Here is a 25,527-nt window from a genome sequence, read left to right as displayed (position 1 = left end):
GGGGCATCCTGTAGAGCGCGAGCCGCAAGCAACGTGAATTCCGTGCAAAGAGCGTAATGGGCGAGCGTTCGTGCGCCGCAGAACATCAGTGAGGCAGCACGGAAAACGGGATCCCACAACGCGTCGATGGATCGCCGCTGCCGCAGGCTATTGAAAGAGTTGACGCGGATCCACACGAGCTCGAGAAGCACTAGCGCGACATGCAGGACACCGAGTTTACGGTCGAGCAGGCAAGCTATAGATGCTTCGGACCCGCGGCGGCACATGCCGACTTCGTGGTGCTTCTTCGAGATCATGAAGGGCCTGCCGGTCACGATCGGGCTTCCGGGTACCCTTCATAAATTCCTGGCGAACACCGATGCGAGGTCGAGGGAGTGGCCGCACCACAATGGTGAGACAGTGGGAAACACAGCGAGTCCCCTTATGATACGGGCGTGCAGGGCTTCTGACCACTCACGTTGACCGGATGTTTATCGTTACCATGAGCGGCGTTTACCAGTGCACGCGGTCACTGCGTGGAACCACCTGTGTTCGCTTGCGTGCGCTGCACGCGCAACGCCGATTAACGCCCCAGCAACCTAAATTAGATACTCACGAGAAGACTCGAATCGCACGGATGTACTGCGGTTCGATTTTTCTAGCGTAAGCGTAGCGTGCGCGTAGCGTGCGCGTAGCGACTTGTGTATTTGCATACCCGTCCGAAGGGCGCGCGGTTCGCGTCCTTCGGCACTGGTCTCTGCATCTTCGCATCAACGCCAGAGACCGGCAGTAGCACACCGCCTCTCCGCTGGCGCCTCAGCCGTTCGCGCGCCGCCGCTCGCAATCCCCAATCGGTCCCAGGCCCGAGACGCTGCGCGCTCGCTGACGATTCAGCCGCTCGAACCGCTGAAGCAGGCGGAAGCACGCCAGAAACTCTGGAAGGCGATGCTGGTGACCAGATCTGGCTGCCCGAGGTCGGCAAGTCGACGCACTACCACGCCTAGTGGGTGCGTCCGTCCTGGCTGGCCGAGATGAAGAAGATGACACGAGCGCCGTCCACACCTTCTACCGGCCTTGCGCCTGGGGCGACGCCAGCGAGGAACCAAACTGGGGCATCCCGCGCAGACCGCCGCACTCTCCCCCCCGAACTCGCCGAGGAAGCGAAGAGCTCGGCCGAGATGGCGTGAGCGAACCGCGGTAACCTTTCTTACGTCTCCCCGCTTGCGGGGAGACGTAAGATCGCTCTTGCGATGCGGGCGAGGGGGTACAGGTCTTTCGACAGCCGAATACGTGGAGAGATGCCCCTCACCCCAGTCCTCTCGGCGCGAGCAAATCTCGTTGCGGCCCCGTAGGAACGGGGAGAGGGAGTAGACCTCCTCAGGCCTCGATATCCAGCGCACAGTCGAAATTCGGCGCTGAATGCGTCAGTGCGCCGGCTGAGGCGTAGTCGACGCCGGTGGCCGCGATGGCTGCGATCGAATCCAGGGTGACACCGCCGGATGCCTCCAGTTTGAGGCGTCCCTCGTTGAGCCTGACGGCTTCGCGCAGCGTCGCAATGTCCATGTTGTCGAGCAGCACGGCGTCGGCAAGGCCGGTGTCGAGCACCTCGCGCAATTGCGTGAGCGTGTCGACCTCGATCTCGATCTTGACGAGATGGCCGGCATGGGCGCGGGCGCGCTCCAGCACGGGGCGGATGCCGCCGGCGACCGCGATGTGGTTGTCCTTGATCAGGATCGCGTCGTCGAGGCCGAAGCGGTGATTGAAGCCGCCGCCGCAGCGTACCGCGTATTTCTCCAAGGCGCGCAGTCCAGGGGTGGTTTTTCGCGTGCAGCAGACCCGCATCCTGGTGCCTTCGGTGCGCGCAACGTAGTCTGCGGTGAGTGTTGCAACGCCCGACAGGCGGCCGACGAAATTCAGCGCGGTCCGCTCCGCCGTAAGGATGGCACGTGCCGGCCCCGAGATCGTCAGCACCTGCTGTCCGCGGGCGACGCGCGCGGCGTCACGAACATGCGCGCGTATCTCGATGTCGGGCGAAAGCTTTTGCAAGGTGGCGAGCGCCAGCGGCAAGCCGGCGATCACGCCGGACTGCCGTGCGACCAGGATTGCTTGCGCCTTCGTTGCTTCGGGGATCGTCGCAAGCGAGGTGATGTCGCCGGCACGGCCGAGATCCTCATCGAGCGCGCGTAGCACGGCCTCGTCGAGCGCGAGCGGGGAGAGAAAGGCGTCGGGATAGAGCAGAGAGGTCGGGGTGATCATGGCAGACTCCGTCAGGCGATCATGGGTTGCGCGGCTCGCGGTGTCGGGCGTTCGGTCAGACCGTCCGCGAATTCGCGCACTACTGTGAGCGTAGTCATGGTGCGTTGCGCGAGTGCGGGAACGTCCGCGGAATGGTCGGAGCGGAAATGCGCGCCGCGGCTCTCGCATCGGCTCCAGGCCGACGCCGCCACGAGCAGGGCGGCCGTTGCCATGTTGCGGACCGCGATGCTTGTGGCCTCGCGTTCGAACGCGGCGAAGCTGCGAACCGCTTCCGCAAGCCCGTCACCATCGCGGATCACACCGACATGTGCGCTCATCAGCGTCCGCAGCCGCTTCACGGCCGCGGCATCTGACGCGGCGCCGCGCGGCGGCACCAGCGCATCGGGAAGCCGGGCGGGCGAGGGGATGGCGCGGCCGGCGATGTCGTCGGCGATGCGCGCGGCGTAGACCACGGCCTCCAGCAGCGAATTCGACGCAAGCCGGTTTGCGCCATGCGCGCCGGTGGACGACACTTCGCCGCCGGCCCAGAGCCCGTCGATCGAACTGCGGCCACGATCGTCTACCGCGATGCCGCCCATGTGGTAGTGCGCGGCCGGTGCGATCGGGATGGGCTGCGTGGCGGGATCGATGCCGGCGGCGATACAGCTTGCATGAACGGTCGGGAATTTGTCGGCAAGACATGCACCCAGCGCCTGCCGCGCATCGAGGAAGGCGCCGCGCCCGGCCGCGATCTCCGCGAACACGCCGCGGGCCACGATGTCGCGCGGTGCGAGCTCGGCGAGCGGATGGCGCGCCGCCATGAAACGCTCGCCATGGCCGTTGATCAGCGTCGCGCCTTCGCCGCGCAAGGCTTCCGTGGCGAGCGGCGCCGGATCGCGGCCGACCATGATGGCGGTCGGGTGAAACTGCACGAACTCGGGATCTGCAATGACCGCGCCCGCGCGTGCGGCGATCGCAAGACCAGATCCGCTGGCCTCGCGCGGATTGGTCGTGACGGCATAGAGATGGCCGATGCCACCGGTGGCGAGCACCACCGTGCGCGCGGCGAGCAGGATCGGATGTGCGGCGAAATTGCCCGCTTCGCGCAATTGAAGACCGGTGACGGCGCCGTCCTCGGTCAACAGCGCTTCGGCGACGAGGCCTTCGATCACTCGGATCGAGGGCGTGCGCCGCACCGCATCGCTCAGCGCCGCGATGATGGCGGCGCCCGCGCCATCGCCACGCACATGCACGATACGCCGCGCCGAGTGTGCGGCTTCGCGCCCGACTGCGAGCCTGCCTTCGAGATCGCGGTCGAACGGCACGCCATAGGCGAGCAGGTCGTGAATCCGCGGCGCGGCCTCGCGCGCGATGCCCAGTGCGACCGCCTGGTCGACGATGCCGCCGCCGACGGCAACCGTGTCCGCGGCGTGCGCTTCCGGCGTATCGCCTTCAGCCACCGCCGCGGCGATGCCGCCTTGCGCCCATGCGGACGACGCGCCCAGTCCGAGCGGCGCGGCCGAGATCAATGTCACGGGCCGCGGCGCGAGTTTGAGCGCGCAGAACAATCCGGCAAGTCCGCCGCCGACGATGACGACGTCGTCGGAGCGGGTGAGGGTGTGGATGGTGTTGTGCATGGCTGTCTCCATTTACTCCGCCGTCGTCCCGGCACGGCCGCTGTGTCTGTCGCTAGTTCTTCAAATTAATCATCCGCTCGACCGAGCGCCGTGCGCGTTGCGCAAGCGCGGGATCGATCGTGACCTCTTCACGAAGCATCAGCAGGCTCTCCAGAACGTTGGCGAGCGTGATGCGCTTCATGTGCGGGCAGATGTTGCAGGGGCGCAGCATTTCGACGTCAGGCAGCTCGGCCCGCACATTGTCGGCCATCGAGCATTCCGTGATCATCACCAGCCGCCGCGGCCGCCGCTCGCGTACCCAGTTGATCATGTGCGCGGTCGAACCCGTGAAGTCGGCCTCGGCCAGCACGTCAGGTGGGCATTCGGGATGGGCGATGATCTGCACGGAGGGATCGGCCTCGCGGTAGCTGCGCAGCTCGGCCCCGGTGAAGCGCTCGTGCACCTCGCAGGCGCCCTTCCATGCGATGATCTTCACGTCGGTCTTCGAGGCCACGTAAGTGGCGAGATAGCGGTCGGGCAGGAAGATCACGCTTGGTGCGCCGAGGCTCTCGACCACCTGAACCGCGTTCGACGAGGTGCAGCAGATATCGACCTCGGCCTTCACCTCCGCGGAGGTGTTGACATAGGCAACGACAGGCACGCCGGGAAATTTTTCGCGAAGCAGGCGAACGTCGGCGCCGGTGATGCTGGCCGCGAGCGAACAGCCGGCGCGCGTATCGGGGATCAGCACCGTCTTGTCCGGATTGAGCAGCTTTGACGTCTCCGCCATGAAGTGCACGCCGCACTGCACGATGATGTCGGCCTTCACCTTGGTGGCTTCGACTGCGAGCTGAAGCGAATCGCCGCCGATGTCGGCGACGCAGTGGAAGATCTCCGGCGCCTGGTAATTGTGCGCGAGGATCACCGCGCCCCGCGCCTGCTTCAGCTCGTTGATCGCCTTGATGGTCGGCGCCATCAGCGGCCATTCGATCGGCGGGATCACATGTTTCACGCGCTCGTAAAGCGGCGCGGTGGCGCGCTCGACCTCCGGCGTCCATTGCAGCGAAGGCATTGGCAGTGCGGGCCTCGAGCCCACTGGAACGGGACGCGGCGCAGCGGTGGTCTGGCGCTGCGGTCGGTTGGCAAAGTCGTCGGGGCCGTAAAGTCCAGAGATCGGCATTGAAGCCTCCCGCAAATGTTAAATAGGCTCAATTTGAGTACATATGGAGCCTGAGAAACCCGGCCGAGAGGCCGGGTTCGATTTCAGCAGCGCTCAAATATGCTCAATGAGTAAATTAGACCAGGACAACTAACACTACTCCAAGAGCTCCACGGTCGAATTTTTGGATCTCGACTGAACCTATAAGGGGCGACCAGGCTGCAAAGTGTGAAGTCGCATAACCCGTCGAGTAACACGCGCTCGTGGACGGCAACTACGACAGAGACGCGACAACGCAATGCGATTGAATCCCGCGTTCAGGCCATCAATTTCGATGAATTTCACCGCAGCGCCTGTGCGAGGTTGCGCCCCAAAGCTGCTCAGTATGGAAGCCATTTCGAAGCCGTTGCCCGGGATCCGGCAACAGACCTTCGAATTGGCGCTATAGAAGCGGGCGAAACGCCGCGCCGCTGCGCGAGACTACGGATCGAGATCTTCCTTTGAACGTGCATTTCGGTGAGATTACTAGCATTCGCAACTCAGTTAGGCGCGTCCGCCAACGGCGGCCCGAGATTCTCGTCGAAAAGCCAGTAATCCGAATCACTAATAATCGTTCTTAAATCGTGGGCGCAGGTGAGCGCGTGATGCTTGCACAGGATCGCTGCAACGAGCAGAGATCCTCTGTTGAAATCTTGTCAGTGCGAACGAGCTCTGAGGATAGGACCTAACATCCGGTGGCGCCGCATTTGACCAAGCCAGCAACGCAAGTCGGGAACGACTCTGCTGACACTCAGCTGCTGGTGCGGCGATTAACGTTGGAGGTCCGATCCCTCAACATCTGTCTGGAGGATTTTCTTCAAGTCCGGGCCAAGGCACTCGGCATCACTGGACCACAATTGACAATCTTGATGGCAGTGACAGACCTAACGAGCGAGGGGGATGTTGCAGTCAGCACGGTGGCAAAATTGCTGAAAGTTGACCCGTCCTTCATTACAATAAATTCCAAGGCGCTGGAGAAGGCCGGATTTCTGCGGCGCAAGCCCTGTATCAGGGATGGTCGGGTCGTCCACATGTCACTGACCGACAAGGCTTGTAAGCGCCTCGCGAACGTCGCTGCACAACAGAAGGAACTCGATCAATTTGTGTTCGGTGAGCTTGGCGTTGAGGAATTGACCAAACTGTCTAGCCGATTTGCAGCGCTCAGGCGACGGCTGGACGGGGCTCGTTTAAAAGCCGCCATGGATATTGGCGCGGTGACAACCCGAGGCAGGGGACGACTTCAGTCGACGAAGGGAAGCTCGTTGGATCGCTGATGGTTGCCTTGAATGCGAGGGTACCACGCACGTCCAGGCACCGTCATCATCAAGCGCCCATCGGCTCATCGCATTGCAATTCCGCCTCAGCGTTCGACCAGCGCCGATCTATCAGGTGCTCGGGTCCAACAACTTCTTGCGACAACACGGTCACATCCGCTTCGTGAGACGTTGCAGCAGCAAGTAAGGGCGAACCTGGCTGGCTCATGTCAAAGTCAATGAGCAGATTTGCCATCCCGGCCCATACGATGGTCGATCCTGGGCTCATGCCGCTTTTCTGGAAGTCCCGTTCAAGATAGATTCGGTATGCGGCCCGAGCTCTACGCGTGCGGCGCAGAGTTCTGGACTGGCTTGACTCATCGCACGCGAACTTGGTTTCTAAGCGTCTCGGTGCGGCATATCAAAGCGCTTGCAGCTGGTGACGAACGCCTTTTTCGCCTCGGCATTCTCGAAGCAAAAATGTGCCCCCTCATCGGCGCGCTCAATCGACCAGTCGATTTTGGCAGCCCGTGCAATGCGCGATGCCTCTTCGCGCAAGACATCCAATTGCCTCCCATGGGCCCGAACGATCACACAATCTGGCATTTAGAACCCTCGCTAACCCGAATGTCCAGTTCACGATGTACGGCCGGGCTCACAGCGCCATTCATCCAGACCATGGCTCTTGCAGTCCTCGTGATATAGCTGACCTCGTCGAGGCAACACCATTACGCGCTTTGATGCAAGCCACGCCGAAACAGGTCCGGACCGATTGCACATAATTGGAAACAAGGCGGCAGTGATCTCTTCCGGACGCCTCCCCCCTTTCGAGCAAACCCGGATCGCCCCGCGTTAAGGTTTCTGAACGGCAAAACTATGAAGAGAGACGTTTTGTGTGTAGGATCGCTCGCACCGGGGCTGGACCGCATTTTTTCACGATAGGCATTTTGAACCCGGGAAGGCCGCCGGCAATATTGTCGGCGGCCTTTTTCAGCAATAACACGATTTGGGACTGGCCTACATGCGACGGCTTCGGTGCTTATAGCCGCAGCTCAGATTATTATGAATTAGCTGGCCAGCACAGCAGTGCCGCATGGGGGCGTTAATGCACGATTGGAAGAACGAACTTGACGCACTGGTCGCTGAAACGATGGCATTCACCAAATCGCTGAAGCTAGAGATCCAGCTGCCCCGGTCTCTGCCGAAGGAAGCCGTCGAGCGGGGTGACCTCAGCGCGTCAGAGTATGACGGCAGCGAACGCGAAGAGATCAAGAAGCGGGTCGAGAGCTTCAAAGCGCACCAAGAGCACTTCACGCGTGAGCGCGAGGAATATGCCAATTCCCAGCTGCGCCGGATCAGGCCGATCACGAGAGCCTAGACGAGCTTGAGCCCGCCGAAGCTTCCCTGCACGCTCAGCGGCACAAATTGAGGTGACAGTAGTGCGGCGATTTGTGCTTGATAAGCGCGCGGGTTTGCGGCTGTCCCAAATCGGCATATTGCCGTGCGCGGAGTTCTCAAGCTCGGATTGCCTATTCTCCTAGGTTTTTCAAACGCACGAACCCCCACCGCGCTTGAAAAATGCATTCCATCCGCAAAACTCGCAGGAAAGCTGCTCCAAAACCCGAGCGCCTGACGCTTAGACTTACTTTGAAACCGATCGGTCAAACCGTCTACTAAGCGTTTTGCCATTGACCAAGATCAAAGCGTCAATTCTACACTCTCTATCCTCTCAAGACTTCACGGAGGCTAGATCATGCGCAACCTTCTTTATATTGCTGTGCTTGCACTTCCCATGCTCGTCTGCTTTGGATCACCTTCGACCGCCGCTCCGCGGGCTCGTTCGTACATCCCCCCAGCTCGGCAGGACGTTTATTGCCTGCAGGGACGTACCTGGGGATATCCTGGCAACTGCCAGTTCTCAACCTACGATCAATGCATGGCCACCGCATCCGGCACCCTCGCATATTGCGGTCTGAATCCCATCTACGCGTTCCAGCGACAGGCAGGACAATCACGCTGATCTGCGATCGCCACGAGATCGTTGTCAATTCCTGGTCGAGATTGTCCCTTTTGCGGACCTCGACAACACCGACCAATATTCTTCCCAAGGCCAAGACCTTTGTTTTCAAGTTGCCCAAGACATATCCAAAAGACTTCAGTGCGTAACCTTATCTCGATGAGAGAGGAGCGATTTCCCGACCCTTAGACCAGCGTCAAACCTGTGCGTGGCCGGGCTCCATATTTCTGCATCGACGCGTGATCGTTTACGACCCGAGACCATAATTGCGTGCGATGGACATCGAGTACGACGTGAGCGAGGCAGTGCCGGCGATGAAGCTCGCCGCCGAAACCGATGGTGTAGCGCGCGGCCGCAGGCGACTGGGCCCTCGCGCCCCATGTAGACGACAACAAGCTAGATGAAGTGACACTGGGAAACGTTTGAGGGTAGCAGCATTGGGCAGTGCGGGACGAGTTAAAACCTGCCTTGTTTATTACGCAGAAAATGCCCAAGAGCGGGGCCGGCCGCAGCGTGCGCGGTGCCGGTGTCGCTGCGACAGTCGCCGGATCATTGCTTCCCGCGTGCCAGCAACGTCCAGACCGGTGACGTGCCGTCCCAGCGCCGAAGCCGCCCGTAGAACCTCACTCGAACCCCGGCCTCTTTCAACCGCTCGACCACGAGATGCAGTGCGATCACGTCGCCCTCGGCCAGCTCCACGCAACCGCGCTTGCCAGACCACACCGCGCCCGGGAAGCGAAACAGGTTGTACTTCAGCCATCGGCCGCCGTGCTCGGATAGCGGTTCTAGGTCTACTTGTGCGCCGTTCCCAGGCCGCAGGCCGACATCCGGCCGACGGAGCAAATTCGCGATCCAACCCACTAAACTCGGCTCCTAAATCGAGGCAGTCTTTCGGTACAGTCGCAATAGAAGTGCACAGGCCATGTTAACGAGGCAAGCCAAATGACACGAGAGATGCTCCGCCGTACTCGGGAGCAGATCGCGGCGGCGAAGGCACTGCTTCAGCACAAGGTCCGAATATCTGGCACCCTGAGCTTCCAGAACAATAGAAACCTGGCGTTGAGCGGAATGGCGAAACAAGAAGCCAACTAGCTGCCGATCTGTGCAGCTGCAACAAGGCTATGGTCTTTATGGACGCAGTTCGTCGGACGGACTTGCGTGCGTCGGTTCGTGTACGATAGCTGAAGCGAGGAGCGCAACGACGTTGGTGGTGAGCTCCTAGTCAGTGTTTCTGACGGCCTCAGCCAGCATGGAGTAGAGCTGCTGCTTGCTGAATTCCTTGGGCTGTTGCCTCTCCGCTGTGTTCCGCGACACCTTCCGTGCGACTGGACGAGCGCAGGCTGCCGACGACGTCGGCCTCAGCTTCGGGGACGGCCTTATCTTGGGCGTTGCTGTGGGCGGCTTGTGGCCGCGCTTCAGGCCCAGACGGGTCAGCATGCCGCAGACCGCGTTACGACTGCACCCGAGACGACGCGCTATCTGCGCCGCGCTCTGTCCTGCGGACCAGAGCCTATTGAGGAGCGCTATGTCATTCGCATGCCAGCCCATGACAAATATTATACCCCTGGCTGCCGAACACGCTAGTCTAGTCGTCGTCCGGCTCGCGCACGACCGGCGGTTCGTCAGCGTCATCTTCCTCTTCGTCGTCTTCCTCTTCGTCGTCTTCCTCTTCGTCGTCTTCGTCCTCCTCGTCTTCATCGGGATCTCTTGGCGGCATTGCGGTGCCCATAAGCACAAGCGGTGTCCAGTAGATCGCGGTGGTGGAAAATGCTTCGAAGGTATGTTGCTTCATGTGGCTGCTACTCCTCGAAAACACGCGTAGTCGCATATTCATGGCGGACGGCACGCGCGTCTGCGAGGGTGAAACCAACAGAAGTTATTACCCGTTTATCCAAGTGCTACGTGATGCTTGTTGTATGACAGGCGTTCCTCGAGCCCAGCCGCCTTCAGGGCGGTTGGAATCTTGTCCAGGACGGCCAATGAAGCAAAGTCGCGCTTCTTCTCCCAATACTTCCGTATCCGTTCGTTCAGCCTCCTCCGAAGTATTTACTTCAGGCGTCTATTCGGTAACATCCAACACAGTGACGCCATGAAGAACCACGTTGCTTTCGTCCAGCTTAAAAGCTCCGAGCTGCACTGCGATCATCGGCACTGAACGATTGAGGACCCCTAGCACGTTGAAAAACGGCTCGTGATTCACTCTGCGACAATTACGGCTCTGTGTTCTGACCCGGGACGACGCTGCCGCTCAACACCCCAATATTCGATGGTGCGGATAATGTGACTCTCGTCCAACGCTCCCAGCATTACCTCTTCTTCGTAGAAGGTGTCCGCTTCCTCCGAGTACATCAGGAACTCGCTCTTGCCGCCATGCGGCTGACGGCGCTCTCGCGCGAGACTTCAAGCTCGCCCAGACCAAGTCATGCTGGTATCGTCCAATATCTGAGTCTGGAGCCACTTCTCGACCAATCCAGCTGCGCGAAGTTCAACCGCTTCAATGTTTTTCAGCGCGAAACCCATTCCCGAGCTGCACCCCGGTTCCGAAGACGCGGGGTGTGTTATGGGCATGCTCGGCGACTTTGGCCCTGCGACATGTCGGCAGCCTGCCAGGCAGGCATGACTCACAATATTCGAATGTCAACTCGGCGGCGAGACCGGCCGTCTATTCAGGATCGCGCGCTCATTGTCGTTCGTCGTTGCACCTCGGAACACAGCAACAAATCGATCGCCTTGCCAAAGCTCAACGTCGTGCTCGGCATGCATTTGCTCGGCTCGACGCCGCGCCGCCTGCTCGTCAATGCAGTCGAGCTTCGCCACGCAGATCACTTGCCGGCTGCTGTCCACCACGAATGCTTTGTACCGCATTCCGCAATCCGATCCCAACGGGACCGTCATTGTAATCGAATGTTCGTCTAAGGCGGCGGGCAAACTAAGTGTGGGCGGGCGGAACCTTTGTACGTGTGGCAATTCGGCTATACTTGAAATTCATCGATCGCGCAGCGGCGCGCGTACGTGCCTAGGCTATTGCGCTACCTCACTGGCGTAATCTCACTGCGTGCCGAAGCGTGCGGTTCGAGCTTAGGATTGAGAAGCCACCAAGCATCATCAGCAGCACACCTGACCAAGTTGCCGTCCAGCTGCGTGCCTCGTCGTGCGCCTCTGCAAGGTGCGCGCCCATTGGCATAGCTGGAGGTGAGCCGGCGGGCGCGAGGAGCTGCTCAACGTCAATTTGGCCGGGCACGGAGTGCTCAGGCGTAGGCGGCCGGCTGTGAAGATCGGTGGGTACCGCTGAGGTCATGGTGGTGCCCATATCGAGCACGGAAGCGGCATCAGCCACCTTGATTTCGGCTGCAGGCGGCTGGGAGGGCTCGGCCGGTGCGGAGCGCAGCAACTCCGCGCGCGCATTAACCACCGCGCTCTTCCTGGGCCGCGCACTCCCGTTCTCGTCCAAACTGGCGGTGCGATCTTGGGCACCGCGATGACGAACTGTCTTCTTCACCTTCGCCATACCCTCGGTCAGGAACCAGCATTTACGGTGACCGTCGAACCGATAGACCCAATGCGCCCCGTCCGCGGTCGTGTTGCCGGGTCGCGGCAAGCATTGCGCTTGCGCCAAAGAGGTTGCTGCGGGCTCGCGCGGAGCGGCATTGAACAAGTCGGCAAAAGGGTCGGAGACCGCAGGTGTCGCCGCAAGACCTCCAACAAGAACCAAACCGGCGAAGCAAACTCGCAAATAACCGGACATCGAAAACTCCCGGTGTTGCGCCCCTCACCGGGACCACCCTTCGCGGCCACTTAGGCTGCCATGCGGCTCAACTCTGGCGGCGCCATGGATTCATTGTGGGTCTGAAACGAGATTCGGGTCCGAATTGAAAACCAGTGCTGCAGCCGAGTTCGCCAACCGTTGGGGAGGTTTTGCTCCCGCCCGAGGGAGCGGCACAAGCCGGGAACTCGGATCGGCCGCGAATGCGGAAGCTGTTCCGTCGCCCATCATTAAACCGGCCTCAGTGTTTGCGTGCTGGGGCCATCGCATTTCCATGTGCGACTTGGCTACCATTCTGGATCGTCGAAGCCGCCATAGTCTCGAACGACGTACTCCCGGGTGAAGCGCTCGACCGGACGCCAGCGCTCGTGAATGACTATGGTTGCTGTCGGCGGCCTGCAATAATCAGGATTGATGACGATGGCCGGGGACGGGGAGTAGGGATTAGCGGGAATGAACGCGCAGCAAAAGCCCCCTGACATGCGATGGCGGCCGAGGCACTCGCAGCGGAGAGGGCCAGCAGACCGGCAGCGGTGCTTGTTGCATAAGAAGCCGTCCTCCACCTTCTTCTTACGCACCGTAAACGGCCGCGCTGGTCGCTTGTTTCAAAAGGTAAAATTGAAACATGAACCGCAGGACCGCCGCCCACGGGCAGCCGAGGGGCCTGCGTTTGCGGTGTCGCAACCGGTTCTGGGGGGAACCTGATCCTACGAAAGGCCTGAGCGTAACGAGCATCGCAAGCTGATCGCCAGTGCGGTATCGGTGTTGCGAGCTCCGACGGAGGCGCACATGAAGCGCAGCTGGTGGATGTTGATCGCCGTCGCTGGGGCGGCGTTTGTGTTCTTCTCCATGCTGGCCATTCGGGAGCAGCGCGCCGGCTTCGATACGTTTGCCAAGCAAGGGCATCCGCAGGCCTCGATCTATATGATGATCCCGCCCACCGGGAGATCTGCGAGCGTAGTCCTACATGCGCAACGAGCGCTAACGTCGGGCTTGCTTCCTGCCGCGATCATAGGCCCCCGTCACAAATCTTTCCGCAAGCCTTGAAGATCGGGTGGCCGGACTTTTCTCCGCCGACTTCGCGCGGTACTCGACCTCGGCCAGCAGCTTCGGCCCGACCCGGAGGCCCTTTGGGCGATCCGCTTAGCGACGAAACGCGTGCCCCGTGAGCCTGCTTCGTTGGCATCCGTCCATGCGTTGCGAAAGTCGGCGTCGGCGGCCATCATCGCGATGCTGCCCCGCCCATCCAGAACTTCAGATCCGATGCCACTCAGCCACTCCGAGAGACGGCGCAACCAATGCTCGGAAGAGACCTGCGGTTTGATAAACCTCAATCGTTCCGCCCAATCCAAGGCCTCACCCGGAACGGGAACTTGCGTGAACAATGAGCAGCTTGACACCCCTTGTTCTGGAACGAACTGTCGCACGCAGACATTCTCTAACTCACGAAGTGAAGGAGAATAGGATGCGCAAGTACTTGTTTGCTGCGGCGATCGTGAGTGCAATCGCGACACCCGCAATCGCGGATGAAGTCGGTGTCGGCGTTGAGGCCGGTCCGGTCGGCGGAGGCGTCACAGTCGGAGAGTCTCACGAGCACCGACCCGTTGATCGGGACCGCACAACGGTCATCAGGGAGCCTGAGCACACGGAAAGTGACAGGACGACGGTCATTAAGAAAGAGAATGAGGACGGCAGCCGAGAGAAAACCGTCATTCATCACGACAACGACTAACAAATGTGCCCGGACCACCGTCCGGGCTTTTCTTTTGCCTTGCGACACAGAGACGATTCGTTTGCTTCGCTACTTCTTACTCGGATCGTCTGCGGGATTGACGTAAGTTATCCCGAGTGGCCCTTGGCCATGAATTTGAACAACGGAAGGACTACTTGTCCAACCATAGTGGTTCATTTTGGCAGGCGCTTCGGCGTATCCGCCCGCTGTTAGCTCGATCGCTTTCTTCTCATCGAGTTTGTCGCCCATTCCGATGTGAAAGTTGCCCGATATGACGGTAGCGCCTTCATCTGTTGGATGATTATGGGCGGGAATTTTATAACCGCTTGGCATTCTTAGGCGGAGAACGAACAGCCCTTCTTTGGACGGGTCGCCCGAGAGTACCGCGATGTCGGCCCCCTTCGGCAAGGTGGGTGGTGCTGCCTCCCATTTAAGCTCACCAGAGTTAATCGGCATTTTCATATCATCGGCAATGGCTGTGTTCACACCTGCCAGGACGAAAGCCGAAGCGAGCAAGCGACTGAGCATGATCTCCTCCTTTTGGTGAGCGACCATCGTGTGCCAGCGGTGAAGCAAGTCAACTGAAAGTTAGCCTGCCGCTGCCGCATTCTAACGATTGGAGGCCTTAGCAGATTTATGATCAAGAGTGACAGCTCCGCTGACCTTGGCTTGCCAACGCTCGGACGAAACATCGAAGAACTCGGCCCTTTGCTTTTTCTCGCTCGAAGCTTACTCAGCTACTGCTCCAAGCCAGGAGCCCATGTTTCAGCTTAACGCTGCGTGGGTTAACCACACCAAGCGAGCAGCCTCATTTTGGACCAACTGATCATGACCGTTGGGCCGCTCTGCACCGGGAGCCGCCACGTGATTAGAATCGTCGTGCTTGGAGTGGCTTGCCTAGTTGGACTGGGCGCTATTGCTGCAGCCGCGAAGAAATCCGGGCCGCCGCCCGCTGCCGATGTGGTCATGCCAATAGTAGCCGGTAACAAGGCTGATCGCCTGCCATTCACAATCAAACTGGATATGCCAGCTGCCGGTGAGCGCGCGGATGTTACGTACGTCCAGCCTGGCGAAGAAGAGCAAGCTGATTTACCGCCATCCGCACCAAAGCAAGTCGCTCTTCCACCGCGTCGCGACTTTACGCCTCGTCATTGGCACGATCCCCATGACCTGAACGCCAGGGCCGCAAACAAAAGAGCCGACGCCGCGAAAGGACCAAGAAAGGGCGCGGCTGATCAGCCTCTAAAGCAGGCTGAGGCTAAGCGGTGCCGTTCGGACGGGCTGGATCCCCTGTTAAGAAAGCTGAACTTATCGCCGCCGTGCGATTCATGACCCCACCTCTAGTCGCCCGCTGCGCAATGGTTCTAATCAATATTGATCTGGCGGCTCATTCGCCGTTAATGATTGATTCAGTTTGCAGCATGATCATTGGGGAGCGACAAGGGATGCGATCATGCGATTGCGCCAGGCGAATACCTTGGAAGAGATCGAGGCGAGGGTCGCTGAAGCGAGCGAAGACCCAATGGCGCGTGTGAGGCTGAGCGCGCGGGATTTCTCGAGTGCCAGCCGAGAAGAGGTTCTTGCATTATTGAAAGCAGACGGCGATCGAAAGCGCACCAATTGGCTGGTCGCAGGCGCGGTGATCGCTGGTTTTGCGTTGGGATGGGCTGCCGGTTTTGGTCGGTACGGTCCTATAACTTTCGCGTCGCTCAATTCAACCACTCAGACAGAAACGCCTTCGCCTCGAAGCGCCGAAACGAAGTCAGGCCGCAGGACCGGAGGCCCGCGAAAGACGGTATCGACTTTGGCTTTGCGAACACCGCCAGGCGTAAGTCAATTCTCCGCGGATGGAGCGAGCATTTCCGCCGAACCTACAGCCACATGGTCCGACAGGCCTCATCAATCCGTGGACGTATCGAGCACCGTTTCTCAGGCGATCGAAGCAGATATGACGGCGACCGGCTCGATAGCGCCCAGCGGACCTCTCATGCCTGCCCCGGAGACAAGACCAGCAACCATTGAGGGTTGGACCGTTCTTGACGTTCGCGGCGGAACGGCGGTTCTCGGAGGGCCCGATGGGGTTCGGATGGCAATGCGCGGCGATACAGTTCCCGGCATCGGGCGAATCGATTCGATCGTGCGTTGGGGCAACCGGTGGATTGTAGCGACAGCTAGTGGATTGATCTCGACTCCGTAAACGGCGCGCAACGCCCGCGGGGGAGCGGAACCTGTCGTCCATCTGCGAGAGGCATTCGGGATGAGCCAACGGCAGGCGTGTAAAGCCATCGGCTGTTGCCGCATGACCGTGAGATACCAAACCACCCGCGCTGACGATACCAGCCTTCGCCAGCGCATGCTGGCGATCGCCCAGGAGCATCGCCGCTTCGGTTATCGGCGGCTGCATGCTCTGCTCAAGCGGGAGGGCTATCTGATTAACCACAAGAATGGGATGGCCTCTACCTTGGTCGCCGCAAGGGCGAGGACCTGATCTACGCGGGCAAAGTTGATCACGGCTTTTCGCCAGCCGACGCGAAGGAGCTTCAGAAGAAACTCAACCCGCTGATGCGCAAGACACAACCCTACACGAAGCGCATCGCGCATCGAGGCATTTGGGGTGAACCGCAATTGCTGGCGGAGATCGAGTACAGGACCAAGAGCGCCGAAGGAAAAGTGCGGCATCCGTTCTTCAAGGGATTGAGGAAAATTTTGGGATGACTGATGCGTTCGACCAATGGAGAGAATGGGCGGGAAAGCCTCCGGGTGATCGGCGCACGACCCCGGCTGAACCGTACCACGCTGTCATGGACCTTCCGCCTGAGGATCGGTTTGACCGTGAGAAGGTCAACGAGGCGGCGCTCAACAACGACAAGAGTCTGTCTGGATTTACGAGCATGGTCATAAGCGCGCTGGCGATGTGGGTTGGGTAAAGGTCTTTGCCACCTAGGAGGCCGCAAGCGGCCTAGGAGGCCGCAAGCGCATGGCTTGCCTAAAACGATCCTGGAAGGCGTGGCGTGGCCCATCCGATTGAACGGGAGAGACAGTGATGACCAGCGTGGGGTTGTATGTCAGCGCTGCCGCCCTTCGATCCGGCTAAGTAAGCCACGGCTCAGAATTCGCTGTAGATCGGGATCGAAGCGGCATGTGCGTCGACGATTTCGACGACTTTCTTTTCCAGCGGGAGATCGCCCTTGCGTTCCGACCATATCTTCTTGAAGCGCTGGACGATTTCCGCGGCCGTGTCGACGGCCAGCTTTTCCGAGATCTTCGCCTTCGCCGCCAGATGCGTGAGCTCGTCCTTGGAGAATTCGGTCATCTTCTTCGTGCGCGAGTAGTTCAGCGCCATCTTGTCGTCCGCGATGTACGGTATCGTAGATAGCAAATCGTAGGCGGGGGACAGGACGGGCGTGCGGCGGTCGGGGTAGATCAACGACCAATTCTTCAGATGCATGTCGGCGTTGCCGATCAGGGTGCTGAACACGAGGCGTCGGACAAACTCGGCGACGCCGGCTTCGCCGGTCTCGATGCCGAGAACGCGCGCGATGCTCCGGTAGTTGGCCTTCTCGTACTTCTCGTCCGGAAACACGCCGAATACCTGCGCGAAGTCCTCCATGTGGACCGGTCCGTCGGCGGAGCGGTCGAACCGCTTGACGGCGAGCGCACGTCCCTTCAGCTCGCCGATTCCTTCCGGAAGCCCCTTGATCGACTCGACGTCGATCAGTTGGAGCTCGGGCACTTCCATGCCCATCTCCTTCGCCAGGGTGATCATGGAGAATTCGTTTTCCGGCACGCCCGGGTACTGATGGGACGGAAGCTTGACTATCCACGAACCGCCGACGCCCTGGACGGGAATGGTCAGCTCGGCAGGATCGTTCTTGAGCGCGGAGAACTTCAGCTGCACGCCCGCGAGCGAGAAGCGCAGCAAGTTCTGCCGCTCGTCCGGTGTGAGATCCTCCTCGACTTGGGAAGGCAACGCTTCTCCTTCCGCCGGATGGACTGACAGGGCGCCCGGGAGGTCCCGGCCCAGCATCCAGAGAAGAAAGAATTCGCGCTTTTCCTTCACGCCCGCGCGTTCCGCGAGGTAGCGACGCAGCGGTCCCTCCGGCAGAAGATTGGAGAAGAAGGGCGGAACGACCTGCTGATACGGTTTGAATGAGGTGAGCAGATTTCCGAACGTGTCCTTGAAGGACAGGCTCAATGTTGGGCGTGCGGCGTCGTCGATGTAGCTCTGGTTGAAGGCGAGCAGCGACCGGTCGCCCTGTATGAGCGTGAGGGTCGCGATCGGGTTGTCGTGCAGGCGTACGTCCAGGACCGATACGTCAGCATCGTCATCCTCTTCGTCGAGAGCGTAGGCCGGGCGGGGGGCTTCTACGGGATGCGCGATCCGGTTGCGTAGACCTTGCAACACGCCTGCCGAATTTTCCAGCACTGGGTTGGGGATAGGTTCGGCGCGATAGCCTCGCAGCGTATCGACGACGTCTTGGACAAGGTTCAGGTCAGTTTTCGAAAGATGGACCTGCTTCAGAAAGCGCAAGTATTCGGCGATGCGGTCGAGCGCAGCGGAGCTACCGTGGCGCTTCCTTTGTCCGGAAACGATGCGTTCGGCCTTCACGAAGAGGTTTGAGGGTCCTTCCTCAAAGGAGAATTCGTTGAGGTTTGAGCGCAGGATGCCCTCCACCGCGGGAAGCAGCTTCTTGGGCACGAGTACGACCTCGAGGTCGAGTGCCCGGACCATCTGGATGAAGCTGGACAGGCCCGGTTCGACCCGGCCGGTCTCTATCTGGGAGATGTGCGCCTGGGTCAGACCCGATCGGACCGCCAACGCACGCTGGCTTATGCGCTCTTGCGTGCGTTTCGCCTGGACAGTCCGGACAAGCTCTTCGCTCGGATACGACATGATATATAATCCTAATCAAAGGATCGTTTCGATAAGAATGATATATCACGCTCCATTTCTCGAACGCCATGGTGAGCCGGCTCTGAAGCCCCCACATGTCGGTTCCCGGCCGTCGATCCCACCGGAACACTCACTTTGGGATTTTCGCGCGAAAACCCCGATTGGCCTCCGCGAGCCCAGCCAAACTGCGGCGGGCAGAACACGGAGGTAGAACGATGTACGCCGACACGGAAGGCTATTTCGGGCAGGCAAGCGGGATCCCCTACAGTCGGCTCCACGAGCTTCGGGTCGAGATATCACGAACTTTCAGGACAAGATCGAGCGTCTTCGCCGCGAGGGAATCCGGCTCTCACCAAAGCTCGAATGGGATGCATTCGTGACGGCCTATACCCTTCACGACGAAGTGCCCCTTCATTCGTACCCGCGTCGCATCATGCCCTTGATGCGGCAGCTTCGGGAGCAGGAGGAGCGAGCACGCGCGAACATTTCGGAGTTCGATCCTTCCACATTCGACAAGAACGACGCGGCCGAAGAGCTCCAGTTCCGCTTCACGACGAATGCTTCTCTGATTGGCGATTTGTACCTCGTCTACATTCGGGAAGGCGCTCACGGCCCATGAGAAGGAGACCCTGACCGCCGAAGAAAACTGCAATCTGTATTGCGCCGCGGCCGCTCTGCAGACTCTCGTCGATATCTGGAACGAAGCCGCGAGCCTGATGAACAAGCTCAATGTAGGCGCCGAGGGCCAGCTGGGCTTCGAATTTCTGGGCATCGAGGAAATCATGACCGTCGCGACGTCGCAGAGAAGGCATTCGACTTTTATGCGGAGGTCGAACTCGTCCTCAAGAACGAGATGACCGACACGCGTACCATCAATCTGGGCCAGTTCCGCAGACGGAATTCGCGGGTCCCGCGGGCCGTTGCAGCACCCGATGCCGCCCTCGGTTGGCGTCTCGACCTTACGCGGCGCGAGGACATCCATCTGCTGCCTGGCGGTGGCGATCACGGCCGCTGCGAAGGTATTGAAGACGCGTCGATTACCGAGAATGGGCTCACAATGTTCGCTCGGGTCGATAACCGCGACAATTGGCTAGGCACCCACGACGCCTGGGTCGATTGCTCGATCAGCCTGCCTGTCTACAGGATGGAGACCCGAGAGGAAGACGGGCCGACCCGGACCGGCGAGTTGAGCTGGAATCGCGACGAAACTTTCGAACTGCCGCCCAACCTGCGGTCGGTCCACATCGACGTCACAACGTTCGACCGGCGATCCCGGGTGTTCACCGGCGCGGGATCCGACCGGTTCTTCGATGTCAAATCCGAAGGACGGTCGCTGATTTTCAGACCGCGCCCTCCGCGGGACCTCTAACGACCGCGCGTTCGAGGGGCCATCAGCCCCTCGCATCGCCTTGAGACAGGAGTGGAATCTATGAAGCGAAGCATCCTTGGCCTGGTCGTGCTCTTGATGTTGCCGCTGACTGGATCGCGGGCAAGCGATGTGGTCACGGTCTGGGTCGAACCGTCGCAGAGCGTCGACGTCTATTGGGAGGTGAACCTCTCGGGCAAAGTGTACGTGGCAGCTGATATCGACGGGAGGCCCGCCTGCCTCGAGTATTGGTGGATCCGGTGGCCGACGACGTCGATCAAGTCGCTCGGCCGCCGCTGTGGCGCGACATCCTTCTCGGTTCGCGGACTTGCCGATCTCGCCGTCGGTGGCAAGCTGCGCGCCGGCAGTGCGGAGGCCAAGACACGCATCCGAGGTACGGCCTCGGAGCGGGTCGCGCACGATCTCTTCAGGGTTGAATTGTGAAAGAGGATCCCGTTGTGAAAGAGGATCCCGGAGGAATTATGGGTCAGAACAAGGCAGATCGGGTCGTCGGTTGTCCACCGCCGACCCTGTCGTCTATGTTGAACGCCGCCTTCGACGCTGGAGACGAGCATGAATCTGCCGACACGCAGCAAACAGAAGAAGGCCAAAACCGAATCCTATGCCATTCTGATCTACACGCTGCGCAACGTCGAAATGTTTCGGAACATGACGGGAAAGCAACTACGGCATCAGGGCGGGTGACGAATAACTAATGAAACACAATTGAGATCGTCACGGTCCCCACAATCCGCAAAACCGACGGGACTCGCGATGAGCAGTCGCAACCGGTATCTCATCCAGGAAGAACGTCGGCGCGCCGGCGCCATCAGAGGTGGCCTCTTCGCGGCGCGCGCTGAGTTTCAGGCAGGAGAGCGCGACGGGAAAGAGCTGCTGGTTATCGCCGAACAATATCTGGAGACCGTCGACCGCCTGCAATATCTCGAGCTTTTCGACGCCGATACGCTCGAGCCAGTTGAGAGCCCGCTACATCGGCCTGCCACCTTGTGCGCGGCAGCCTACATCGGCTCGACGCACCTCATCGACAACGTATTGCTCGACCGTATCTGCCCCGTAGCGGCGCCAAGCTGCCTATGAGCTCTGCCCCGATACGCCCGTCTCATGCTCCTTCAGATCCCTATGATCCGCTGTTCCGAAAAGCGGCTGCGCTTCATGCTCCAGTCCGTGTCGTGGGCCAGTACGAACTTCAAACTGGATTAAATCCGCGGGGCACGGTCAGACCGCGACTACCGAACAAGTTGGTTGCAGATCGATCGGTCTCCCGCCGCTTCTGATGGAGGCGATGAAATCCCTGAAGATAGCAGTCAAACGCAGGATTTAGGCGTGAGCTCGCCACTCATTGCGAAAATGCATACGATCTCTTGGGGCATGCTCGACTACCAGCGTCAACTCCGGTGCATCTAGATGAATCATGTTACCGCAAATAGAGATCGCCGCGAAATGTCGCTCATGACCGACGAACAGTGCGAGCTTGAACGCTGCAAGCAAGAGATTACGCGTCTTAAACAGTTGGTTGTGCAGCTGTCTGAAATTGTTCTACGCAACGTTGTAAATAGCGCAGAGGCACGAAGCCCAGCCCCATGAGTCGCTGAGCGCCCCCCGCCGGCCGGCGGAAACGAACGTAGTAGCGCGCTGTTCTCCGCAGCGCGGCACCCACCTTCCGGGCTGCGGAGCGCCCTCGCACTGGCCGCCGGGTAATAGTTGGCTTCGCGAGATAGCAGCCCCACTCCAACCCACGTACCTCACGTTGCTGTCTTATCCTGCTGCGAGCGATAAGTCTCTGCGAGTCGCAAGAAGTTTTTAAGCACCACGTGCCCGTCTTGGGTAAGTATCGATTCCGGGTGGAACTGCACACCAAAAGTTGGTTGATAGCGATGTGCGAGGGCCATGATCTCGCCCTCGTCGGAACGCGCTCTCACCGTAAGATTCGGTGCGCATGACTCATCGAGCTCAACAACAAGAGAATGGTAGCGACCAACGCAAAGTGGCGACGGTAGCTCCCTGAATAGCCCTCGGCCGTCATGCGTTACATACGAGGACCGACCGTGCATAGGGCGACGTGCACGCGCCACCCGTCCGCCGAATACGCTCCCAATACACTGGTGTCCGAGGCAGATGCCGAGAATTGGAACGCGACCCGAAAGTTCGCGGACGACGGCCGTAGATACTCCGGCCTCAATTGGAGTGCACGGACCGGGGGAGATGACCACTGCGCGCGGCTTGAGGTCAACAAGCTCGCTCACGCTCATCGCGTCGTTCCGGAATACTTCCGTTGCTTCACCAAGCTTATGGAAATAGCGGGCAATGTTGAAGACGAAGGAGTCGTAGTTGTCGATGATGACAATCAAAGCGCACCGGATGTTTCAGCACGAAATGCGTCAAAGATTCGCTGCGCCTTGGCAAGCGTCTCCTCGTATTCTGCCGCCGGGTCCGACATCGCCGTTATACCGCTACCTGCATGAAACACAGCCATATCATCGTCGATCGTTACAGTGCGGATCGCGATGTTCGTGTCCATCTCCCCGTTGAAGCCGATGAAACCGATCGCCCCGCAATAGACCTCTCGCGCCACACGCTCGATTTCCGTAATTATCTGCATCGCTCGCACCTTGGGCGCCCCCGTAATGGAGCCACCAGGAAAGCAAGCTCGCAGTAGCGTAACCGCATCTTCGTCTCCCGCGAGTGTACCCGTAACGACGGAGACGAGGTGATGCACTGAGGCATAGGACTCGAGATCGCACAGGGCTGGAACGTCGACTGAATGTGGAGTGCAAACACGTGATAGATCGTTGCGCAGGAGGTCGACGATCATAATGTTCTCGGCACGATCCTTTTCGGACGCAACGAGCACGTTAGCGCGGCGCTGGTCTTCGTTGAAATCAGCCGAACGCGCGATCGTGCCTTTGATCGGCCGTGTTTCGACCTTTGTTCCGTCGAGCTTCAGGAATCGCTCAGGTGAGCTCGATGCGATGGTCAGCTTTCCGTACCGTAGGAGGGCCCCAAAGGGTGCCGGGTTCAATGACCGCAGTTGACGATAGAAGGTGAGCGGATCGAATATAGTCGACAGCCTGGCCGTGAAGCGCTGCGCAATGTTGGCTTGGAAGAGGTCTCCGGCCAGAATCAAGTCGATGACGCGCTGTACCGCCGTAATGTATGCTTCTCGGCTGAAGTTTGAATTCCATGCGCCCGCTGTGCCGGGGAGCACGATCCGCGGCGACTTTGGGTTGGCAAGCAGGGCTGCGAACTCATCGGCTCGACGACGTGCGCGCTCGCCGCGACGTGCGGGATCCTGCTCCGGCCATCCGGTCGAGACGATCCAGCATCTGTTGTTCCGGTGGTCGTAGCTGACGACCACGTCGTAAAGATGCAGAATGGAATGGGGTAAACGCTGACCGGGAATTGCCGGCGCCGGCAATCGCTCCAGCGTCCTGTTCAAATCGTAAGCGAAGAAGCCAGCCGCGCCTGCCTGAAATGGCGGGAGATCGGGACGATGCTCTTGCGGATAGTTGGCGAGAAGAGTGCGAAGAACTCCCCATGGATCGCCATCGATATCTTCGCCGTTGCAACTCGCCCGTCCCCCCGCGACTATGTAGGTGCTGAATGGATCGCAGGTCACATATGAGTAACGCCCGAGCAACTCATGCGTTGCTGCGCTATCGAGAAACGAGAGGTGCGGTCGATGCGCGAGACATTGCACCGCTGTGATAGGCTCAATCCACTGTAGTTCACGGACGTGCATCGGCTATGAGTCACCGGCGACTGGCGTGCTGTGAGACACGCTTCGAATATGATCCCGACCACAACGAGAGCGACGCTGGTCGGAGCGCCGCAAGCTCTCGAGATTGAGTGTCAGGCTAAGCCCCGTCGGTGGATGCGATGCGCGGACTAAGTTGGACTACGCCTGCCGCTGAGACGAAACGCGCATCTGTTGATAAGTCATAGTCGGCCGCGAGGCGCAGCTCGCGCAGTGGTCGTGCTCGCCTGATCGATTCCTGGTAGAGCTCATGCGCTTTGTAGGCTGCGAGTTCCGTCTCGTTGTCGAACTCACCATAGACTACGACGTCGATATCGTTGCCGAACTGGTCGGCCTTGCGATTGCGAGCAATCTCGAGCCGCCGGGCATGCGAGATCCTGGTGAGAAGCGAGAGGCCTTCGATCATTTGGTCGATATGGGCCTTATCTTTGGCGGTAAACAAGACGATGTGACGGATCATGGATGGCCATAGGTTAAAATCGCGAGCAGATCGCATAGCTATCTTGGAATCGAGCCTGCTGCAACGCTAGTGCCACATGCCGCCTCGCGCGGCAAACAGACAGGGTTTGACACTCTTGCGATGGCCTGCGGCCTGAAGCGGAGCCCGCCAATCTCATTCTGGTCAGGACACGGGAAGGGCAAGGCGCTCAATCGTCTGAATGTGGCGTGCGAGCAGGTTGCAGGCTTGATCGACGTTGCGCGCTCGCAGTGCCTGCAGAATCAGGCGGTGATCCTGATTGGATCGCGGTCGCCCCCCAGCATTGCGCGCCATCGCGAACACCAATCGCGAATTTGCAAGCTGTAGTCCGTCGAGACTGGCGAGCAGGCGCGGCATCGCGCACGGCGCCACCAGCGCCTGGTGAAAGGCGCGGTTGGCCATCTCAAAATCCTGAATCGTCTGGGCATTGTCTCCTTCAATCAGGGCAAGCTCAATTCGTGCCAAATGGGTGGACGTGAACTTTGGCGCCGCATTGCGCAATGCGACCACTTCGAGCGCGGCACGCATCTCGGCGATCTCTTTCACTGAATTGGTATCAAGCGGGGCAACCCGAACGCCGCGACGGGGCACAGCGACGACAAGATGTTGCGCCTCCAATTGCCGAAAAGCCTCGCGTACCGGGACGTGGCTCGAGTTGAACTCCCGCGCGACATGATCCTGCCGCAGCGGGGCATCTGGCTGGATGGCGCCGCTGATGATGCGCTCTCCGATTGACTCGGCAATGCGCCAGGCAACGGTCGTACTCTCGCTGTCGGTCATCATAGATTATCTATCGAAAAAACGGGTGCGTTCGCAGGCGGTGTGGATTAGCATCAAGCGAAGGTCAACGATCATAGATAATCGCCAGTGTTATCTATGATCAATCATTGATGGGAACGCAAGTCTTAATGATTGCCTCTGGGAGAGTAGAACGGAACGACAGTAGAATCGGCGCACAGCTCCGCAGTAACTGGGAGCGCGCCGAGGCCCAAGCGCTCTACAGCCTGCCGTTTGCCGACCTGATGTTTCGGGCGCAAAGCGTTCACCGCGACAACTTCGATCCAAACCACGTCCAAACCGCAAGCCTGCTCAGCATCAAGACGGGCGGCTGTCCGGAAGATTGCGGCTACTGCTCCCAGAGCGCGCATTACCAGACCGGTCTGAAAGCGACCCGCCTGATGGATTGCGCCGATGTGGTCGCCAGCGCACAGCGCGCCAAAG

Annotated in this window: 28 protein-coding genes and 7 pseudogenes; 15 read left to right on the top strand and 20 right to left on the bottom strand. The window is 59.8% G+C overall.

Annotation, left to right across the window (positions count from 1 at the left end; all coding sequences use genetic code 11):
* The coding region (locus IVB32_RS23575; protein WP_247411644.1) for a hypothetical protein at window positions 1–296 on the bottom strand (296 nt) is incomplete at its 3' end.
* A gap of 639 nt (window positions 297–935) precedes the next feature.
* Here IVB32_RS23575 and IVB32_RS23570 point away from each other — a divergent pair.
* Window positions 936–1,166: pseudogene (locus tag IVB32_RS23570) on the top strand (cell wall hydrolase); the annotation flags it as partial.
* A gap of 190 nt (window positions 1,167–1,356) precedes the next feature.
* Here IVB32_RS23570 and nadC read toward each other — a convergent pair.
* From nadC to nadA, 3 genes are read right to left on the bottom strand one after another with little or no spacing between them, the layout of a single operon-like run.
* Entirely contained in the window at window positions 1,357–2,235 is an 879-nt protein-coding gene (gene nadC / locus IVB32_RS23565) for a carboxylating nicotinate-nucleotide diphosphorylase (protein ID WP_247282206.1), read from the bottom strand.
* An 11-nt stretch (window positions 2,236–2,246) separates the two neighbouring features.
* On the bottom strand, window positions 2,247–3,851 hold the full coding sequence (locus IVB32_RS23560; RefSeq protein WP_247357287.1) for an L-aspartate oxidase: 1,605 nt from the start codon (window positions 3,849–3,851) through the stop codon (window positions 2,247–2,249).
* A 52-nt stretch (window positions 3,852–3,903) separates the two neighbouring features.
* Window positions 3,904–5,010 carry a quinolinate synthase NadA gene (gene nadA, locus IVB32_RS23555; RefSeq protein ID WP_247357288.1) on the bottom strand — a complete coding sequence of 369 codons (1,107 nt, stop codon included), beginning with the start codon at window positions 5,008–5,010 and terminating at the stop codon, window positions 3,904–3,906.
* A 725-nt stretch (window positions 5,011–5,735) separates the two neighbouring features.
* Here nadA and IVB32_RS23550 point away from each other — a divergent pair.
* Complete coding sequence (locus IVB32_RS23550) at window positions 5,736–6,302, top strand: MarR family transcriptional regulator (protein WP_018460476.1); 567 nt, start codon at window positions 5,736–5,738, stop codon at window positions 6,300–6,302.
* A 49-nt stretch (window positions 6,303–6,351) separates the two neighbouring features.
* Here IVB32_RS23550 and IVB32_RS23545 read toward each other — a convergent pair whose 3' ends face one another.
* Window positions 6,352–6,570, bottom strand: coding sequence for a hypothetical protein (locus IVB32_RS23545; protein ID WP_247282203.1), 219 nt, complete (start codon window positions 6,568–6,570; stop codon window positions 6,352–6,354).
* Between the two features lie 110 nt (window positions 6,571–6,680).
* The gene (locus tag IVB32_RS23540) at window positions 6,681–6,848 is read right to left on the bottom strand and encodes a hypothetical protein (protein WP_018460477.1); all 168 of its coding nucleotides are present in this window, start codon (window positions 6,846–6,848) and stop codon (window positions 6,681–6,683) included.
* A gap of 526 nt (window positions 6,849–7,374) precedes the next feature.
* On the opposite strand from IVB32_RS23540, the gene IVB32_RS23535 reads away from it, so the two are divergent.
* Both IVB32_RS23535 and IVB32_RS23530 read left to right on the top strand, forming a co-directional pair.
* A complete protein-coding gene (locus IVB32_RS23535; RefSeq protein ID WP_247367257.1) occupies window positions 7,375–7,659 on the top strand; it encodes a hypothetical protein in 285 nt (94 codons plus the stop codon).
* 375 nt (window positions 7,660–8,034) lie between these two features.
* On the top strand, window positions 8,035–8,301 hold the full coding sequence (locus tag IVB32_RS23530; RefSeq protein WP_083926480.1) for a DUF3551 domain-containing protein: 267 nt from the start codon (window positions 8,035–8,037) through the stop codon (window positions 8,299–8,301).
* A gap of 546 nt (window positions 8,302–8,847) precedes the next feature.
* On the opposite strand, the gene IVB32_RS23525 is transcribed toward IVB32_RS23530, so the two are convergent.
* The 5 genes from IVB32_RS23525 to IVB32_RS23505 form a co-directional block, all read right to left on the bottom strand.
* Window positions 8,848–9,159, bottom strand: coding sequence for a hypothetical protein (locus tag IVB32_RS23525; RefSeq protein ID WP_247282201.1), 312 nt, complete (start codon window positions 9,157–9,159; stop codon window positions 8,848–8,850).
* A gap of 357 nt (window positions 9,160–9,516) precedes the next feature.
* The gene (locus IVB32_RS23520; protein WP_247282304.1) at window positions 9,517–9,846 is read right to left on the bottom strand and encodes a GcrA family cell cycle regulator; all 330 of its coding nucleotides are present in this window, start codon (window positions 9,844–9,846) and stop codon (window positions 9,517–9,519) included.
* 37 nt (window positions 9,847–9,883) lie between these two features.
* On the bottom strand, window positions 9,884–10,090 hold the full coding sequence (locus IVB32_RS23515) for a hypothetical protein (protein WP_247358129.1): 207 nt from the start codon (window positions 10,088–10,090) through the stop codon (window positions 9,884–9,886).
* Between the two features lie 845 nt (window positions 10,091–10,935).
* Complete coding sequence (locus IVB32_RS23510) at window positions 10,936–11,193, bottom strand: hypothetical protein (protein WP_247411642.1); 258 nt, start codon at window positions 11,191–11,193, stop codon at window positions 10,936–10,938.
* Window positions 11,194–11,332: 139 nt separating this feature from the next.
* Complete coding sequence (locus tag IVB32_RS23505; protein ID WP_247358130.1) at window positions 11,333–12,043, bottom strand: hypothetical protein; 711 nt, start codon at window positions 12,041–12,043, stop codon at window positions 11,333–11,335.
* 807 nt (window positions 12,044–12,850) lie between these two features.
* Here IVB32_RS23505 and IVB32_RS23500 point away from each other — a divergent pair.
* Window positions 12,851–13,108 carry a hypothetical protein gene (locus tag IVB32_RS23500; RefSeq protein WP_247403341.1) on the top strand — a complete coding sequence of 86 codons (258 nt, stop codon included), beginning with the start codon at window positions 12,851–12,853 and terminating at the stop codon, window positions 13,106–13,108.
* On the opposite strand, the pseudogene IVB32_RS43090 reads toward IVB32_RS23500, so the two are convergent.
* Window positions 13,084–13,192, bottom strand: a pseudogene (locus IVB32_RS43090) (DNA ligase); the annotation flags it as partial. The gene IVB32_RS23500 and the pseudogene IVB32_RS43090 sit on opposite strands and share 25 nt — an antisense overlap.
* 334 nt (window positions 13,193–13,526) lie before the next feature.
* Between IVB32_RS43090 and IVB32_RS23495 the strand changes: the two are divergent.
* Complete coding sequence (locus tag IVB32_RS23495) at window positions 13,527–13,793, top strand: hypothetical protein (RefSeq protein ID WP_247282196.1); 267 nt, start codon at window positions 13,527–13,529, stop codon at window positions 13,791–13,793.
* Window positions 13,794–13,862: 69 nt separating this feature from the next.
* On the opposite strand, the gene IVB32_RS23490 is transcribed toward IVB32_RS23495, so the two are convergent.
* Window positions 13,863–14,321, bottom strand: coding sequence for a cupin domain-containing protein (locus IVB32_RS23490; protein WP_051113032.1), 459 nt, complete (start codon window positions 14,319–14,321; stop codon window positions 13,863–13,865).
* 369 nt (window positions 14,322–14,690) lie between these two features.
* Entirely contained in the window at window positions 14,691–14,876 is a 186-nt protein-coding gene (locus tag IVB32_RS23485) for a hypothetical protein (RefSeq protein WP_039800088.1), read from the bottom strand.
* Between the two features lie 1,147 nt (window positions 14,877–16,023).
* Here IVB32_RS23485 and IVB32_RS23480 point away from each other — a divergent pair.
* The 3 genes and pseudogenes from IVB32_RS23480 to IVB32_RS23470 all read left to right on the top strand — a co-directional run.
* Window positions 16,024–16,236, top strand: a pseudogene (locus IVB32_RS23480) (IS3 family transposase); the annotation flags it as partial.
* Window positions 16,236–16,508, top strand: a pseudogene (locus IVB32_RS23475) (DNA ligase); the annotation flags it as partial. The pseudogenes IVB32_RS23480 and IVB32_RS23475, both read left to right, overlap by 1 nt.
* The gene (locus IVB32_RS23470) at window positions 16,505–16,720 is read left to right on the top strand and encodes a hypothetical protein (protein ID WP_018457438.1); all 216 of its coding nucleotides are present in this window, start codon (window positions 16,505–16,507) and stop codon (window positions 16,718–16,720) included. The pseudogene IVB32_RS23475 and the gene IVB32_RS23470, both read left to right, overlap by 4 nt.
* Before the next feature lie 179 nt (window positions 16,721–16,899).
* Here the strand turns inward: IVB32_RS23470 and IVB32_RS23465 are convergent, their stop codons facing one another.
* Window positions 16,900–18,099, bottom strand: coding sequence for a type II toxin-antitoxin system HipA family toxin (locus IVB32_RS23465; protein ID WP_247358143.1), 1,200 nt, complete (start codon window positions 18,097–18,099; stop codon window positions 16,900–16,902).
* Between the two features lie 405 nt (window positions 18,100–18,504).
* A pseudogene (locus IVB32_RS23460) lies at window positions 18,505–18,687 on the bottom strand (helix-turn-helix transcriptional regulator); the annotation flags it as partial.
* Between the two features lie 376 nt (window positions 18,688–19,063).
* Here IVB32_RS23460 and IVB32_RS23455 point away from each other — a divergent pair.
* From IVB32_RS23455 to IVB32_RS23440, 5 genes and pseudogenes are all read left to right on the top strand, one after another.
* The gene (locus IVB32_RS23455) at window positions 19,064–19,306 is read left to right on the top strand and encodes a hypothetical protein (RefSeq protein WP_247358132.1); all 243 of its coding nucleotides are present in this window, start codon (window positions 19,064–19,066) and stop codon (window positions 19,304–19,306) included.
* A gap of 39 nt (window positions 19,307–19,345) precedes the next feature.
* Window positions 19,346–20,056, top strand: coding sequence for a hypothetical protein (locus IVB32_RS23450; RefSeq protein ID WP_247411640.1), 711 nt, complete (start codon window positions 19,346–19,348; stop codon window positions 20,054–20,056).
* Between the two features lie 60 nt (window positions 20,057–20,116).
* Entirely contained in the window at window positions 20,117–20,497 is a 381-nt protein-coding gene (locus tag IVB32_RS23445) for a hypothetical protein (protein ID WP_247282192.1), read from the top strand.
* 129 nt (window positions 20,498–20,626) lie between these two features.
* Window positions 20,627–20,758, top strand: coding sequence for a hypothetical protein (locus IVB32_RS42800; protein ID WP_256466594.1), 132 nt, complete (start codon window positions 20,627–20,629; stop codon window positions 20,756–20,758).
* 20 nt (window positions 20,759–20,778) lie between these two features.
* Window positions 20,779–21,151, top strand: a pseudogene (locus IVB32_RS23440) (pantoate--beta-alanine ligase); the annotation flags it as partial.
* 665 nt (window positions 21,152–21,816) lie between these two features.
* On the opposite strand, the gene IVB32_RS23435 reads toward IVB32_RS23440, so the two are convergent.
* The 4 genes from IVB32_RS23435 to IVB32_RS23420 form a co-directional block, all read right to left on the bottom strand.
* Window positions 21,817–22,422 (bottom strand): aminodeoxychorismate/anthranilate synthase component II, encoded by a 606-nt coding sequence (locus IVB32_RS23435; protein WP_247358133.1) that lies wholly within the window; start codon window positions 22,420–22,422, stop codon window positions 21,817–21,819.
* Window positions 22,419–23,813 (bottom strand): aminodeoxychorismate synthase component I, encoded by a 1,395-nt coding sequence (pabB, locus tag IVB32_RS23430; RefSeq protein WP_247358134.1) that lies wholly within the window; start codon window positions 23,811–23,813, stop codon window positions 22,419–22,421. Before pabB ends, IVB32_RS23435 begins: the two co-directional genes overlap by 4 nt.
* A 115-nt stretch (window positions 23,814–23,928) precedes the next feature.
* Window positions 23,929–24,288 carry a Dabb family protein gene (locus tag IVB32_RS23425; protein WP_247282189.1) on the bottom strand — a complete coding sequence of 120 codons (360 nt, stop codon included), beginning with the start codon at window positions 24,286–24,288 and terminating at the stop codon, window positions 23,929–23,931.
* Between the two features lie 162 nt (window positions 24,289–24,450).
* On the bottom strand, window positions 24,451–25,089 hold the full coding sequence (locus IVB32_RS23420) for a GntR family transcriptional regulator (protein WP_247282188.1): 639 nt from the start codon (window positions 25,087–25,089) through the stop codon (window positions 24,451–24,453).
* Between the two features lie 125 nt (window positions 25,090–25,214).
* Between IVB32_RS23420 and IVB32_RS23415 the strand changes: the two are divergent.
* A pseudogene (locus IVB32_RS23415) lies at window positions 25,215–25,527 on the top strand (biotin synthase); the annotation flags it as partial.

It is taken from the genome of Bradyrhizobium sp. 23 (genome assembly GCF_023073295.1).
GTDB lineage: Bacteria > Pseudomonadota > Alphaproteobacteria > Rhizobiales > Xanthobacteraceae > Bradyrhizobium > Bradyrhizobium canariense_D.
The sequence above is the reverse complement of the archived record's forward strand: the minus strand, read 5'-3'. Positions and strand labels throughout refer to the sequence as shown.

What these genes read in the sequence shown, in the direction of transcription:
- IVB32_RS23425 (WP_247282189.1), bottom strand. Translation starts at nt 24,288, where the DNA reads ATGATCCGTCACATCGTCTTGTTTACCGCCAAAGATAAGGCCCATATC.
- IVB32_RS23520 (WP_247282304.1), bottom strand. Translation starts at nt 9,846, where the DNA reads ATGGGCTGGCATGCGAATGACATAGCGCTCCTCAATAGGCTCTGGTCC.
- IVB32_RS23530 (WP_083926480.1), top strand. Translation starts at nt 8,035, where the DNA reads ATGCGCAACCTTCTTTATATTGCTGTGCTTGCACTTCCCATGCTCGTC.
- nadC (WP_247282206.1), bottom strand. Translation starts at nt 2,235, where the DNA reads ATGATCACCCCGACCTCTCTGCTCTATCCCGACGCCTTTCTCTCCCCG.
- IVB32_RS42800 (WP_256466594.1), top strand. Translation starts at nt 20,627, where the DNA reads ATGAATCTGCCGACACGCAGCAAACAGAAGAAGGCCAAAACCGAATCC.
- IVB32_RS23510 (WP_247411642.1), bottom strand. Translation starts at nt 11,193, where the DNA reads ATGACGGTCCCGTTGGGATCGGATTGCGGAATGCGGTACAAAGCATTC.
- IVB32_RS23470 (WP_018457438.1), top strand. Translation starts at nt 16,505, where the DNA reads ATGACTGATGCGTTCGACCAATGGAGAGAATGGGCGGGAAAGCCTCCG.
- IVB32_RS23420 (WP_247282188.1), bottom strand. Translation starts at nt 25,089, where the DNA reads ATGATGACCGACAGCGAGAGTACGACCGTTGCCTGGCGCATTGCCGAG.
- IVB32_RS23500 (WP_247403341.1), top strand. Translation starts at nt 12,851, where the DNA reads ATGAAGCGCAGCTGGTGGATGTTGATCGCCGTCGCTGGGGCGGCGTTT.
- IVB32_RS23505 (WP_247358130.1), bottom strand. Translation starts at nt 12,043, where the DNA reads ATGTCCGGTTATTTGCGAGTTTGCTTCGCCGGTTTGGTTCTTGTTGGA.
- IVB32_RS23545 (WP_247282203.1), bottom strand. Translation starts at nt 6,570, where the DNA reads ATGAGCCCAGGATCGACCATCGTATGGGCCGGGATGGCAAATCTGCTC.
- IVB32_RS23445 (WP_247282192.1), top strand. Translation starts at nt 20,117, where the DNA reads ATGAAGCGAAGCATCCTTGGCCTGGTCGTGCTCTTGATGTTGCCGCTG.
- IVB32_RS23535 (WP_247367257.1), top strand. Translation starts at nt 7,375, where the DNA reads ATGGGGGCGTTAATGCACGATTGGAAGAACGAACTTGACGCACTGGTC.
- IVB32_RS23560 (WP_247357287.1), bottom strand. Translation starts at nt 3,851, where the DNA reads ATGCACAACACCATCCACACCCTCACCCGCTCCGACGACGTCGTCATC.
- IVB32_RS23495 (WP_247282196.1), top strand. Translation starts at nt 13,527, where the DNA reads ATGCGCAAGTACTTGTTTGCTGCGGCGATCGTGAGTGCAATCGCGACA.
- IVB32_RS23490 (WP_051113032.1), bottom strand. Translation starts at nt 14,321, where the DNA reads ATGCTCAGTCGCTTGCTCGCTTCGGCTTTCGTCCTGGCAGGTGTGAAC.
- nadA (WP_247357288.1), bottom strand. Translation starts at nt 5,010, where the DNA reads ATGCCGATCTCTGGACTTTACGGCCCCGACGACTTTGCCAACCGACCG.
- pabB (WP_247358134.1), bottom strand. Translation starts at nt 23,813, where the DNA reads ATGCACGTCCGTGAACTACAGTGGATTGAGCCTATCACAGCGGTGCAA.
- IVB32_RS23515 (WP_247358129.1), bottom strand. Translation starts at nt 10,090, where the DNA reads ATGAAGCAACATACCTTCGAAGCATTTTCCACCACCGCGATCTACTGG.